Genomic DNA, 13591 nt, shown 5'->3' with positions numbered 1-13591 from the left:
CTCATAGCTCAGCTGGATAGAGTACTCGGCTACGAACCGAGCGGTCGGAGGTTCGAATCCTCCTGAGTGCACCATACGACGAAGCGGTTTCTTATAGAAAGTTGCTTCAGCTGTAACCAGAGGTGATCTGGTCCATCAAGCGCCAACCCTGCACTCATAGCTCAGCTGGATAGAGTACTCGGCTACGAACCGAGCGGTCGGAGGTTCGAATCCTCCTGAGTGCACCATACAACAGAAAGCCCGCCTTCTTAGGCGGGCTTTTTGCTTTTCCGTGTCCTATCTTTTTATTGCTGACATGTGTTTTTTTTGTCTTGGTTACCGTCGCACTGATAGATGCGCAGGTTGTCTGAGCTATGTCTCGCAAACGATTGTTCTAACCGCGATTTTTTCAGCCCCCTGACAGGTCAAGCGGTGTATGATTGCGCCCGTCAGCCCCGCCGGGGCTTGTGGAATACCACCATGGACTTACCCAGTAGTTACTCAATAGCAAGTTTTGCCAATCAAGATCTGACTGATTGATTCTCCCGGCGTGCTCCGCTGCTGGGAGTGGAGTTCGCCTATGACTGAAATCGAAGCAAAAAAGACGCAAGAGAGCTTGCAGGATCGCCTGGCCCAGGTGGTCGAACTGCTGCAGCGTCAACGCGTGGTCGAAGACCTGACCCATCGGCAGGAAGGTCATCACCACGACCTGGTAGAAAACCTCGTTCACCGCCAGAACCTCGTCGAGCTGCAGCGTAAGCTCGACGACCTGCACTCTGCTGACGTCGCTTATATTCTTGAAGCCCTGCCGCTGGACGATCGTCTGACTGTCTGGCAGTTGGTCAAGGCCGAGCGCGACGGCGACATTCTGCTGGAAGTATCCGACTCTGTTCGAGAAACACTGATCGCCGACATGGACGATCATGAGTTGCTCGCAGCCGCCAAGGAGATGGACGCCGACGAACTGGCTGACCTGGCGCCCGAGTTGCCGCGTGACGTCGTCCATGAGCTGATGGAAACCCTTGATGGCCAGCAGCGTGAGCGCGTCCGCTCTGCGCTGAGCTACGACGAGGAGCAGGTCGGTGCGCTGATGGACTTCGAGATGGTGACCATCCGCGAAGATGTCAGTCTCGAAGTGGTGTTGCGTTATTTGCGTCGGCTCAAGGAGCTGCCAGGGCATACCGATAAACTGTTCGTGGTCGATTACGACGGCATTCTCAAGGGTGTGCTGCCGATCAAGCGTCTACTGGTCAACGACCCGGACAAGAAAGTCGCCGAGGTCATGGCCGACGACCCGGTGGTGTTCCACCCGGAGGAGGATGCCTACGACGCGGCTCAGGCCTTCGAGCGTTACGACCTGGTATCTGCACCGGTAGTGGACAAGAATGGTCGCCTGATCGGCCGTTTGACCATCGACGAGATGGTCGACCTGATCCGTGAGGAAAGTGAGACCGAAGTTCTGAACATGGCCGGTCTGCGCGAAGAAGAAGATATCTTCGCTTCGGTCTGGCGTTCGTTGCGCAACCGTTGGGCGTGGCTGGCGATCAACCTGATCACTGCCTTCGTGGCATCGCGCGTGATCGGCCTGTTCGAAGGTTCGATCGAGAAGCTGGTGGCCTTGGCGGCACTCATGCCCATCGTTGCCGGCATTGGGGGTAACTCCGGCAACCAGACCATCACCATGATCGTGCGGGCCATGGCGCTCGACCAGGTCAGCCCCGGCAATACCACGCGCCTGATGCGCAAAGAGCTTGCGGTCGGCTTGATCAATGGCTTGGTGTGGGGTGGTGTAATCGGTGTGGTGGCTTACCTGCTGTACGGCAGTTGGTCACTGGGTGTCGTGATGACTGCAGCAATGACACTCAACCTGTTGCTTGCGGCATTGATGGGGGTCTTGATTCCAATGACCCTGGCGCGCCTTGGTCGTGACCCGGCCATGGGGGCCAGCGTGATGATCACAGCAATGACCGACAGTGGCGGCTTCTTCATCTTCCTGGGGCTGGCTACTATCTTCCTGCTCTAGTTAGGGCAAATCGCAGCCACAAAAAAGCCAGCTTACGCTGGCTTTTTCAATTGCGTTGGCGATCTTCAGGAGGCGTCTGCAGCCATCTCGACATCGTGGGCAATCAGCGCCACCAGAGCGTTCTGCTGGCGATGGGAAAGTTGACGGAAGCGTTGCAGCAGCTCGCGCTCGTGCAGTGACAGTTCTGGGCTGTCCAGGCGCATGCTCAGTTCATCACCCAAAGCTCCTTCCTGGATCAGGCTCTGTTCCAGGCGGGCGATGATTTCAGAGTTCATGCTGCGGTGGTGGTGGCGCGCTACCTCGGCAATGCGCTCACGCATTCCGTCGGGGAGGCGGACGACGAACTTGTCAGCGGTGCGGCTTGAGTAAACAGCCTGTTTCATTGGGCGCATATAATTGACCGGTTTTAGTTCAGGGGAAGCGGTTCTCGAAATTGGCCGCACGATCACAGTACGACCATCACGGTGACAAAATGTTCAACCTGAATTGTGAATGAGGGTTGGATCATGCCTCATTGTCGCCGGTTCCTTGGCGTCAATTCTGTGACAAATATTGAACCGGATAAAGGCTTTTTGCCAGTACCAATTATCAGAAATGAGCACTGGTTTGAAAAGCTAACATTTTTCCATATTGCAGCCCGTCGGTAGATAGAGCAAAACCGTGTAGGTAACAGGCGAAAAAGCGTGTGGAAAGCGTCTAAAATGCGCAAGCTTTCTTACCAATGAGCATAGTGGCTATGCAGCATGACGCAAGCGCCGAACCCCGTACAGCCTTCTCTGGGGCTTTGATTTATTTGATGGGGCCTTCGGGGGTCGGCAAAGACTCCTTGATCGATGCGGCCCGGGCAAAATTGCTCGAGCGCAATGTTTTCATCGCGCGCAGGGTAATAACCCGTTCCCCTGAAGCCAAGGGCGAGGATGCCATCAGTGTTTCCCTCGAACGCTTCGAGCAAATGTGCGCGGCGGGTGAGTTTGCGTTGAGCTGGCGAGCCAACGGCCTTGCGTATGGCATTTCCAAGGACATCGATAGCGAGTTGCAGCAGGGGCGTACAGTGCTGGTAAACGGTTCACGCGCGCACCTGGGCGAGGCGCGCAAGCGTTACCCTGGTTTGCTCGCGATACTGCTGACCGTTAATCCCCAAGTGCTGCGCCAACGCTTGTTGGGCCGCGGACGGGAGAGCGTGGAAGATATCGAACAGCGCTTGGCGCGCAGCCAGCAGCTGCAATTGGCCGATCAAACCGTATGCTTACTGGACAATTCTGGCCAGCTTGAGGACACCGTCGCGCAGTTAATGGCGTTGTTGCGTGAGCGCGGTGTGCTCAGCGGGCGATAAAGGTCAAAAACTCAGTCGTTCGCCGACAGCCATGACAGGCAGGCCGTTTTTCTGCTGTGAAACGGTGGCGGTAGTTGCAGGGCCACCGAAGACTGCCAATTTTGCAGCCATCGCCGGGGCCCGAGGCATGGACGAAACCGTCGAGGCCTGCGGTTGCAGGACCAAACCTATCAAGGCGACCAATGCCAGGGCGTTGAGCAGAAGCAGTGTGCGGTTCATCTGGCAGACTCCACTGGGGTGAGAGGCGGTTGCCGGGCCTATTTTTTATAGAGAAGAAACTGCACACCACATGCCAGTGTTGTTTTGGATTATTTTCCTTAAAATTCAATGTCTTACATATGTTTTTGTTTGGCGCTTTCATGCAATCTGCAATAAGGGCCTACTGCCTTGTTGCAAAATGCCCGATTCTTTCCACGAAGAGAGCAAAGACCATTGGCAAAAAGCCCCACGGATGACATGACAAACGCCGGCCTGCTGGTTAACATGCACGCCGTCCTTTGTCGCGCAGCGCTCGTTGCCGGCTCTATGTCTCAGTAGCTCAATTGGATAGAGCATCCCCCTCCTAAGGGGAAGGTTGGCAGTTCGAACCTGCCCTGGGACACCATATTTTTCCTATTCCAACGCCTCCGCCTAGCGGCCTCAGTGATACACGAAGGGCAAGCCCTCTCGATCTTCGATCTGCGCTCATGGCCTGTACCACAGTGCCGTCTTTCCCCTCTAGCTCTTCGAGAGTGAGGGGTTGATGGTTTCAAGCGATCACAAGCAGGCCAGTGCCAGGACTTCTATGTCATTCGCTCAACAGCGCCAAGGCATGCATGCTTGGTTTCAGGGCCAGGTAGATGTTGCAATATTGCTCGAACATAAGGTCATACATGCGCTTGTTTTCAGGGTTGGGCTGAGCGCGCGGGCGAAGCGTTCGCCAGTCCCGAACCTGCGCCAGCGTGTCGATGGCACCGATCGCCAAGGCCGCCAGCATGGCACCACCCAAGGGTGCTTCAACTTCCTCTTCAATGGTTATAACGGGATAACCCGTGACGTCGGCAATGATTTGCATCCAGAGGTCGGATCCAGATGCGCCACCTACCACGATCAGTTCGGGGTCCAATCGCCCAGATCCTCGTTGCCCGCACTCCATGTTGTGACGAAGGGCAAAGGCCAGTCCTTCAAGAACAGCCCGATACATATGTGCCTTGGTATGGAACAGCGAAAGCCCGACGTACGATCCGGAGGCTTGCGCATCCCAGACCGGACTGCGTTCGCCCATCAGGTAGGGAAGGAAGATCAGGCCGTTTGAGCCCGCTGGCGTTCCGATTGCTTCTAGTTCCATCAGATCGTGCACATCGACATTGGGCAGTAGGGCCGCCGCTTGTTTTTCCTGGGCGCAAAACTGATCCCTGAACCAACTGACCGATGCGCCGGCAGCAATAGCGCCGCCAAAAATGTAGAGGTCTCCGGCTGGATTGTGTACCGAGGGCATGCTGATCAGGCCGAAGTCAGCGTCGGTATTCTGATTGATAAAGCCCCAGCACATGCTGGTACCCATCATCGCCACGTGGTTGCCAGGTTGGACGACCCCGGCAGCTAATGTCGCCATCGCTGCATCGACCCCGCCTGCGACCACGGGCGTTCCTGCGGCGAGTCCTAGCTTGGTTGCGGCCTCGGGAAGCAGATGACCTACGATATCGCTGGATTCCACGAGCCGTTGCGGCATGAATTTCACGTCAATGCCGAGCGCTTCGAGCATGGGTACTGACCAGGTTCTCGCCTTGATGTCGTAGACGCCGCCAATGTTTCCGGCGGAGCTGTGATCGACGCTCAGCGCTCCGGTGAGGTGGTATTGCACATAGCTGTTGGGCGGAAGCAGATATCGCGTTCTAGCCCAAACCTCCGGTTTGTGGCGTTTGAGCCAAAGGATCTTGGTAAAACCGTAATAGCTGTCGATGCCATTCCCGCTTATTTGCTTGAGCTGTTGCTCATTGATGTTCTGGCGAACCCATTCCACTTCTGCCTGGGCTCGTCTATCCATCCATATCAGACACGGATGTAGCGCCCTGATGTTCTCATCTACTGCAATCCCTGATCCGCCGTACAAGCTGCTCACGCAGATGGCTTTAATCTCACTGACAGGCACCGAGCTCCTGGATACAGCGCTCGCTACCGACTCATACACCGCAGCGAGCCATACCTCCGGCCACTGCTGAGCCCAGAGAGGTCGCGGTTGCTCAATTTTGTAGGCAACTGATGCTTGGGAAATGATTGCGCCTTCGGTAGACATCAGCAGCGCTTTGGTGCTCTGAGTACCTATATCAACTCCAATCACGTAACTCATAATCCGCTTCATCGCATGGTGACCTTTACGTCGGGCGGGACTCATCTTTACTGCGCTTTTTCAAAAGGCAGGAATGGTGAGAGGAAGGGTATTTGCTAATGACTAATGTAGACGTTTACATTTTTTGACTTAAAAAAACGCCAGTTAAAGTTCGAACCGTGTTGAAAGGCATGTTGATCCCGCACGGGAGTGAAATGTTAACGTGTACATTGGTTTCAAGCTAGCATAGGCATTTTGGCTTTACAATAGTTCTACCTTCCGCTTCCGGTACCATGGCAAAGCACTGAAAAAGGTCGTCAATGAACGTGAGTGTGGACAGTAATTTCATGAAAAAACCGAGCAAAGCTACAATCACTGACATCGCAAAACGGGTCAATATGACGACTGTCACTGTCTCCCGTGCATTGAACAGGCCCGAGAAGGTTAAGAAGGAGACCCTTGCGCAAATTTTGGAAGTGGCGCGTGAACTCAACTACGTACCTAACGCTTTTGCCCGAAACCTCAAAAGCCGGGAGAGCCGACTGTTCGGGTTGGTGACTGCAAGCCTGGACAACCCCTTTTACGGGGAGGTCATCAAAGCGATCACCCGTGAGGCGAAAAGGAGAGACTTTTCCCTGATGCTCTTTGACACAGACGGCTCGGCAGAGCTTGAGGCCAGAGCGATCGATACCTTGCTGAGTTATCAGGTCGCCGGAATCATTCTGTCAGTGGTCTCGGACGAGGATGACTACCATCCAAGCTACCTGCCCAAGCTTGAAATGGCTGGCATCCCCGTCGTTCAAATTGACCGAAAACTCGCGGATGCGCCTTTTGCTGGTGTTTATCTGGACAATCAGGAGAGCGGATACCGGGGGATCAGCGCATTGCTCGAACAGGGGCATCGTCACTTCCTGGTGGTGGGCGGCCCCGAGCGATCAAATATCACCTTGTCTCGCCTGGCAGGTATTCGCCGAGCACTGGATCAGTATCCAGAGCACACGTCATTGGATGTTCTGCACGGCGATTACACCCAGGGGCCTGCCCGTGAAGCGGTGAGTGAATACCTGGCACGCGGCAAGCGCCCGGATGCCATTTTTGGCCTGAATCTTTTGATCACCCTGGGTTCACTCGAAGCCATGCGCCAGCACGGGGTATCCCGGAATGACATTCAGCTATTCAGCATTGATCAGGTGCCTTACGCCCATCTCTACGGAGAGCCGATCCCTTGCATCAGTCATGACACCTACGCGCTTGGATTGAGCGCGATAAACATGCTGCTGAAAAAAATCGACGACCCTCAACACGTTCCGGCAGATGCGGTCGTGAAGGGGCAACTGCAGCCCTAGCGCTCTTTAGCGATTTTGCTGAAAGATGTTTCCTGTGGCTAATCGCTACAATGTTAACGTTGACATCGCGGAATACTGCCCCCTACATTCTCCCTCCAGACGTTTTGCAGCCTGAAAATGTAAACGTCAACATTACTCCCACAACAACAACGGTGCCTCGCCCAAGCGGGGGCCAAAAGGAGATTTCTGATGGCTAACGAACTCGTTGGCAAAGTCGCAGGCGTTACAGGGGCAGCATCGGGTATTGGCTTGGCGACTGTCGAAGCCATGATTACCGCCGGAGCTCGCGTGGTGTTGATTGATCGTGATGAGCCTGCACTGCAGCGCGCTTGTGACCGTCTCGGCAAAGCGGCTATTCCACTGGTGATTGACCTGTTGAATCCGCAGAGCTGTGCTTCTCTTCTGAGCGGCGTTTTGGATAAGGCAGGTCAGCTTGATATTTTCTATGCCAACGCCGGCAGCTACATTGGCGGTGATCTCATCGAGGCAGATGATGTCGGCATAGATCGTATGCTCAATCTCAACATCAACGCGGTCATGAAAAACATCCGTGATGTACTCCCCCACATGATCGAACGAGGGACTGGAGACATCGTCGTCACCGGTTCAGTGGCAGGTCACTTCCCCGTCTCTTGGGAGCCTGTATATGCTGCCTCCAAATGGGCTATCAATTGTTTTGTGCAGACGGTTCGGCGCCAGGTCAACAAACATGGCATTCGCGTTTCTGCGGTGTCGCCAGGGCCTGTGCTCAGCGCGCTACTCGCCGATTGGCCTGAAGAAAACCTGAAAAAAGCAAAAGAGAGTGGAAGTATTATCAACCCCTGTGAAGTGGCCGACGCAGTGATGTATATCCTGACCCGACCCCGTCATGTGACCATCCGCGACATGATCGTTCTGCCTTCTGCCTTCGACATGTAAAGACAGTGTTTGCAAGGTACCCGGTGCTGGACGCACCGGGTCATTTCTCGTTTACCTCGCCCCAACCCCCGTGGCATCGCGTGCAAACTGAAGCTACGCTTGGGGCAGCGAGCAGGTAATCCATGAGAATAATTAAAAGATGAAAACCTCAGCCAATGTGTTCGGTTTTGCAGTGAAAGTATTCAAGGCAGAGTGGCAAAACTTAGTGTTATGGGCGTACTTGCTATCGCCCTTGATCATTAGGCTGATTACAAATTATCAGTACTCACAAATTGATTTGCTGGCTTTTTATACCATGGGCATTTCATTGCTCTGGTTGTTGGCTATCAGGTTCGCCCCGGTCAGTCAGTTCAAACTTCATCTTATTCTGCTGCCGTTTTACCTGCTGGCCGCCGTCGATTTGTTTCTGGTGCTGAATTTCAATTCAAGACTGACGGCTGCCTATCTTTTTATCGGTATGACCAACTACCGGGAGGCGGACGATTTCTTGCCGACCTATTGGCAGCCCATCAGCTTCGTGCTTGTCACCTTTTTAATTTGCTACGGGGCCGGGCTGATAGGGCTGTACAAGCGTGATCAGTATACAAATAAAGGTATTTTTGTTTTGACCCTTTGTGCCTTGGTGTTGGGCTATGGGGCGTACTTTTACAAGACCGTGAAGGTCAACTCTCTGGGAGCACACGCGGTGCTTGATCTGGTTGCCAAGGATCAAAGCACGCCGGTAGGTTACTTGTCCCAGGCAGGCCTGACTGCGCATATATACGGTGAATCCAAAAAACTGATCAAGCAACGGCAGGCATCGGAAGTAAAGTTGATGACTGTGCCGACCAAGCCACCCATAGAAACCCTGGTCTTCGTGATCGGTGAATCGTCGCGACCGCATAATTGGTCGTTGTACGGCTACGACAAAAAAACTACACCAAACCTGGATAAGCAAACAGGCATCTTCAAGTTCAATCGTATGTGTACGACCGCCCCCTACACAGCCGTGGCGGTACCCTCGATGCTCAGCCTGGAGCCCATCTCGGATTGGGATTCGATTGCCTCGACCAAATCGCTGGTGGGTATCTATCGTGCAGCCGGGTACAAAACCTATTGGTTGTCGGTACAGGAGGTCGATAGCTTCGGCGGTATCATTCCGCAAATAGCTGCAGAGGCCAACCACCGTCAATACTTTGAAAGAAGCTTCGATGGTGCATTGATTCCTGCGTACGAGAAAATCCTGAGCAACGGGGCGGGAGAGAAGCAGGCCATATTCATTCACGTGAAAGGCAGTCATTTCGACTACTCGCGCCGATACCCGGATGACTTCAAGCTGTTCACGCCATCCTCCAATAGTGCCAAGGAAAAAATTACCGCAGAGTATGACAATACGGTGCTGTACACCGATTGGCTGCTAGGGACAATTATCGACAGGCTCAAACGTAGCGAGAAGCCCTCACTATTGTTCTATTCCTCGGATCATGGCGAAAACTTGTTGGACGATAACCGCGAGTTGTTAGGTCACGGCATGGGTAATGAGTATGATCTGCTGGTCTCGGCATTCATTTGGGCATCGGACAATGTCAGGAGTCAGCCGTCACTCAACCTTATGAAGCTGAAGGATAGAGAACATCAGAAAATCAGCATATCGTCGTTGTCTCATACGCTGCTCGGCGCTACCGGGGTTCTGACCGATAAGTACAAAAGCTCACATGATCTGTTGAGTGATGATTTTGTCACCTCGAGTTGTCCGCACTTACTCGCTGGCGTCTATGTGCCCAAATTTGATTTTGAACTGTTGAACAGTGCCCGGTGAACGTTGCGCGGGCGGACTGGGGCGAAGTCGTCCAGGACAAGGGAGAGGGTCCATGAGTCAAGCACCTGAATCGGCAGTACCGAATGTTCCATCCGTTGCGTTTGAAGGCGCTCAACTGCAAACCTTGCTGGATTTGATCAGTGACGGTATCTGGGATTGGAATGCCAATACGGGCTATGTCTATCGCAACCCTGGTTGGTACAAGATGCTTGGGTATTCCAGCCACTCCTTGGATAACTCGGTGTTCACCTGGGAGAGTGTGATTCATCCTGAAGACTACCCACGGGTGATGGAGCATTTCGAGGCTTATATCACGCAGCGCGCTGAGCAGTACAAGGTGCAATACCGCTGTAAATGCCGGGATGGCAGTTACCTATGGATCGAAGACAGCGGTCATATTATTGCGCGCAATGCCGACGGTTCAGTTGCGCGGATGCTCGGGGCTCATCGCAACATTGATGCCAGCAAGCGCCTGGTTCAGCAGTTGGAGCATCAGAACTCCTCGCTAGAGGCATTGGTGGCGGAGCGCACGCGCGAGTTGTCCTGGGTCAATCAACAATTGCAGCGTCAGCTGGACGAGAATCGTGACCTGGCTGAGCGTGATGCGCTGACCTTGATCGCCAACCGATATCGCCTGGAGAAAGTCCTGCAGCAGGAATGTCAACGCGCGCGGCGTTTTCGCCAGCCGTTGTCGCTGATTGTGATGGATGTGGATGATTTCAAGCCAATCAACGACCGTTACGGCCATGGCCGTGGCGACAGTGCGTTGATCGATATCGTCGGGCGAGTTCGAGAATGCCTGCACAGCACCGACTTGTTGGCCCGTTGGGGAGGGGATGAGTTTGTTGTGGTGATGGTCGACTCCTCGCTCGAGCAGGCTCGGCGATTGGCCGCCACCATTCGTCAGGCATTGGAACAGGCGCCCTCCGTGGGCGAGTACCCATTGACCATGAGCTATGGCGTGGTACAGCTTCAGGAGGGGGAAGACCACGCGCAAATACTGACACGCGCGGACCAAGCCTTGTACCGGGCAAAAGCGGCCGGCAAAAACAGGGTGTGTGAGTAGTTTCACCGCGATGTGCACAGGGTTCCAGGCTGTGCCTACCAGTTCTGGTTCAGAGGTAAAGGTCCGGTGTGCGCGGGAAACAACGGCAGGACTTCTTCGCCCAGCTCCTGGATTATTTCTTGCGCGGGACGCTGGGCCAGGTGAATGCCTAGCGCTGCATGGTTCACACCGGCATCGCGCCATTCACCGAGCAATTCAATCAAGCCCTTGCGTCCGGTGCGCAGCACATATCCACCGCGTAGTGGTGTACGTGGGAAGTTCGCGTCTTCATCCAGATCGATCCATTCATTGGTAACGTGAGGGCGAAAGCCCTGGTCCGGAATCTGGCTGCGCCAGGCCTGAATTTTTTCTGCAAGTTGCCGTGGACCCGAAGCTGAGTGGGTGGCTTGGGGGTAGGTCAGCCAACCGTCGGCATGCTCGGCCAGCCACGGCATTGATTGACGGGATGAGCCGGTGACAAGCAAGGGAATGTTGCCAGTAGCAGGCCTGGGTAGTAGCTGCGCGGCGCTGAGGTTGCCCAGTGATGAGGCGATGTTCGTTTGGGTGCCTTGCAGCAGTTGCCGAAAGTAATCCACCGCGTCGGCGAAACGTTCGCCGCGCTCGCTGTGCTCCAAACCATACGCGGGAAATTCCACGGGACGGTCGCCCGAGGCGATGCCCATGACCAGGCGCCCACCGCTGAGTTGGTCGATGGTCGACGCGGCCTTGGCCAGGTCGATAGGGTGGCGCAGGGAAAAGATCGCGCTGCCAGTGGCCAGGGCGATTCGTTTGGTCTTCGCGGCCAGGTAAGCCAGGTAGGTGAAGGGGTCAAAAACTTGCCCGGCATCGCCAAAGGACGGATCGAACAGCGGAACGTCCCGTACCCAGACGGCAGCGAACCCAAGGCGGTCGATTTCGCCGACAAGATCGGCCTGGCCCGCAAGTACGCTCAGGTCGCCCTGATAAAAGCGTAATGGCAGAAACATGCCCAGGGTCAGTTCACCTGCAGCGAACATTCGCTGGTAGCCAGGGTGCGCAACAAATGCCGGAGCGCTGGCGCCGCTGGTAGCAGGGGTATTGCCGATTACAGTGTGGTTCATGCCGATGCTCTCCAGATGAATGTCACGGACCGGTTGCCGGTAGCGGCAAGCTGATGCCGCGCTGCACGGCGGGCCGTAGCTCCATGCGCTCATACCAGGCGTTCAGGTGTTTGAAACGACTGAAGTCGAAGTCGATGATGTGTGCGATGTGCATCCATCCGAAGGTGGCAATGTCGGCGATGCTGTACTCCTGGCCGGCCAGCCAGCGGTTGTGCGCCAACTGGTCGTTCAGGGTGGCGAAGGTCTCTTCCGTGAGGCGTCGATAGCGTTCGATAGCGGACTGGAGGGGAGGGTGCTCGAACAATTCGAAATGCACGCGTTGACCGAGAATCGGCCCCATGCTCGAGGCGTGGAACATCAGCCATTTGATAGCCGCCCAGCGCGAGGTCGGATCGCTTGGCAGCAGTCGACCGGTTTTTTCTGCCAGGTACAGCAGGATCGCCGCGGACTCGAAAAGGGTGATGCCCGAGTGCTGGTCCACCAGCACGGGAATGCGCGCATGCGGATTGAGTTGAAGAAACGCAGGGTCATGATGCTCGCCCTGATCGATGTGGACATGCTTGAGTGCGTAGGGCAAGCCGAGTTCTTCAAGGGCGATGGTGATTTTGAAGCCATTAGGTGAGCTATCGGTGTAAAGCGTCAGTGTGGGGTCGTTCATCGTTCGCTTCCTGCGCTGCATGGGCTATTCAGTTGATGTCGTGGCCTCTATCCTAGTGAGCAGCGGTAGGCTTGAAAAACGATGATTTCTCTTCTGTGGATTTAGAATTTCTAACCTGAGGTTGGCCTGTGGGAGCCGTTTTACCGTTGTTGGCATTGCGTGCCTTTACCGAAACCGGACGGCTGGGCAGCCTGAAGGCGGCGGCCGAACGCTTGGGCGTGACCCCAGGAGCGATCAGCCAGCAGATACGTTTGCTGGAGGAACGCGTCGGGGTTGTGCTGTTTGTGCGTGGTCATCACGGCGTCCATCTCACCGAGGCAGGAGCGCGGGTACACGCCAGTCTGCTGCGTGGTTTTGATCTGATTGAGAAGTCCTATTCGACGCTGGAAAACTTCTCGGTAGAAAAAACGCTGACAATCAGCACAGTACCTTCGTTTGCAGCGTCCTGGCTGGTGCCGAGGATCGGCGCTTTCAGTGCCCTGCATCCGCACATTGAGGTGCGTGTCGAAGCGTCGGCCAAGCTTGTGGACTTTAATCGCGACCGCGTGGATATCGCCCTGCGTCATGGCCTTGGCAGCTACGCAGGGCTTGAGTCGATTCGGTTGATGGCGCCGGTACTCTTGCCGGTGGCAAGTCCACAATTGCTGGCCCAGGGCCCGGCTATCAATGAGCCGGTTGATTGTCTGGATTACCCGCTACTGCAAGACAGTGATCGTGCCGATTGGCCGCTGTGGTTGCAGGCCCATGGGGCGCAGGCAGGCGACGAGGCGCAGCGCGGGATGAGCTTCGAAGACGACCTGCTGCTGCTGCGCGCGGCGGCGGCGGGCCAGGGCATCGCGCTGGTCCAGGATACGCATGCTCAGGACGATATCGACTCCGGCAGGTTGATCGTCGCGCTGGACAAGCCCTGGCCTTCGCGCTTCGCTTACTACCTGGTCGGTCGTCCCGACATCTTGCAGCGTCCTGAAGTGCAGGCATTCGTCAACTGGATCAAGGCTCAAGTGCAAAGTCTGCCTGTGCGTTGAACCAGGGTAGAGGCAAAAAAATACCCGCTGCGCGCTCGCACAGCGGGTCAAATCGGCC

General features: G+C 55.3%; 12 protein-coding genes and 2 tRNA genes. 9 read left to right on the top strand and 5 right to left on the bottom strand.

Annotated elements, in window-relative coordinates; all coding sequences use genetic code 11:
• The first annotated feature begins 150 nt into the window (after nt 1-150).
• Nucleotides 151-227, top strand: a tRNA-Arg gene (locus tag V0R60_RS22395).
• 332 nt (nt 228-559) lie between these two features.
• Nucleotides 560-2002, top strand: a complete 1443-nt coding sequence (mgtE, locus tag V0R60_RS22390; protein ID WP_136477564.1) for a magnesium transporter — start codon at nt 560-562, stop codon at nt 2000-2002.
• A gap of 65 nt (nt 2003-2067) precedes the next feature.
• On the opposite strand, the gene V0R60_RS22385 is transcribed toward mgtE, so the two are convergent.
• Nucleotides 2068-2394 (bottom strand): Arc family DNA-binding protein, encoded by a 327-nt coding sequence (locus V0R60_RS22385; RefSeq protein ID WP_038616878.1) that lies wholly within the window; start codon nt 2392-2394, stop codon nt 2068-2070.
• Nucleotides 2395-2738: 344 nt separating this feature from the next.
• Between V0R60_RS22385 and phnN the strand changes: the two genes are divergently transcribed.
• On the top strand, nt 2739-3335 hold the full coding sequence (gene phnN, locus V0R60_RS22380; RefSeq protein ID WP_330079279.1) for a phosphonate metabolism protein/1,5-bisphosphokinase (PRPP-forming) PhnN: 597 nt from the start codon (nt 2739-2741) through the stop codon (nt 3333-3335).
• 3 nt (nt 3336-3338) lie between these two features.
• Here phnN and V0R60_RS22375 read toward each other — a convergent pair whose 3' ends face one another.
• Complete coding sequence (locus V0R60_RS22375) at nt 3339-3554, bottom strand: hypothetical protein (RefSeq protein ID WP_330079280.1); 216 nt, start codon at nt 3552-3554, stop codon at nt 3339-3341.
• 308 nt (nt 3555-3862) lie between these two features.
• Between V0R60_RS22375 and V0R60_RS22370 the strand changes: the two genes are divergently transcribed.
• Nucleotides 3863-3939, top strand: a tRNA-Arg gene (locus V0R60_RS22370).
• 183 nt (nt 3940-4122) lie between these two features.
• On the opposite strand, the gene V0R60_RS22365 is transcribed toward V0R60_RS22370, so the two are convergent.
• Nucleotides 4123-5664: an FGGY-family carbohydrate kinase gene (locus tag V0R60_RS22365; protein ID WP_136477561.1), complete on the bottom strand. Its 1542-nt coding sequence runs from the start codon at nt 5662-5664 to the stop codon at nt 4123-4125.
• A 311-nt stretch (nt 5665-5975) separates the two neighbouring features.
• Between V0R60_RS22365 and V0R60_RS22360 the strand changes: the two genes are divergently transcribed.
• The 4 genes from V0R60_RS22360 to V0R60_RS22345 all read left to right on the top strand — a co-directional run bounded on the left by V0R60_RS22360 (nt 5976) and on the right by V0R60_RS22345 (nt 10771).
• The gene (locus tag V0R60_RS22360; protein WP_330079281.1) at nt 5976-6989 is read left to right on the top strand and encodes a LacI family DNA-binding transcriptional regulator; all 1014 of its coding nucleotides are present in this window, start codon (nt 5976-5978) and stop codon (nt 6987-6989) included.
• Between the two features lie 189 nt (nt 6990-7178).
• Nucleotides 7179-7907, top strand: a complete 729-nt coding sequence (locus V0R60_RS22355; protein WP_136477559.1) for an SDR family oxidoreductase — start codon at nt 7179-7181, stop codon at nt 7905-7907.
• A gap of 139 nt (nt 7908-8046) precedes the next feature.
• Nucleotides 8047-9705: a phosphoethanolamine transferase gene (locus V0R60_RS22350; protein ID WP_330079282.1), complete on the top strand. Its 1659-nt coding sequence runs from the start codon at nt 8047-8049 to the stop codon at nt 9703-9705.
• Between the two features lie 52 nt (nt 9706-9757).
• Entirely contained in the window at nt 9758-10771 is a 1014-nt protein-coding gene (locus V0R60_RS22345) for a sensor domain-containing diguanylate cyclase (RefSeq protein ID WP_330079283.1), read from the top strand.
• Between the two features lie 35 nt (nt 10772-10806).
• On the opposite strand, the gene V0R60_RS22340 is transcribed toward V0R60_RS22345, so the two are convergent.
• A complete protein-coding gene (locus V0R60_RS22340) occupies nt 10807-11850 on the bottom strand; it encodes an LLM class oxidoreductase (protein ID WP_330079284.1) in 1044 nt (347 codons plus the stop codon).
• A gap of 22 nt (nt 11851-11872) precedes the next feature.
• Nucleotides 11873-12508 (bottom strand): glutathione S-transferase family protein, encoded by a 636-nt coding sequence (locus tag V0R60_RS22335; RefSeq protein ID WP_330079285.1) that lies wholly within the window; start codon nt 12506-12508, stop codon nt 11873-11875.
• A gap of 128 nt (nt 12509-12636) precedes the next feature.
• On the opposite strand from V0R60_RS22335, the gene V0R60_RS22330 reads away from it, so the two are divergent.
• Complete coding sequence (locus V0R60_RS22330; RefSeq protein ID WP_330079286.1) at nt 12637-13533, top strand: LysR substrate-binding domain-containing protein; 897 nt, start codon at nt 12637-12639, stop codon at nt 13531-13533.
• Nucleotides 13534-13591: the final 58 nt, after the last annotated feature.

This window comes from Pseudomonas auratipiscis (assembly GCF_036324085.1).
Taxonomy (GTDB): domain Bacteria; phylum Pseudomonadota; class Gammaproteobacteria; order Pseudomonadales; family Pseudomonadaceae; genus Aquipseudomonas; species Aquipseudomonas auratipiscis.
Note: the sequence above shows the minus strand (reverse complement) of the source record. Positions and strands in the feature narration are given on the sequence as shown.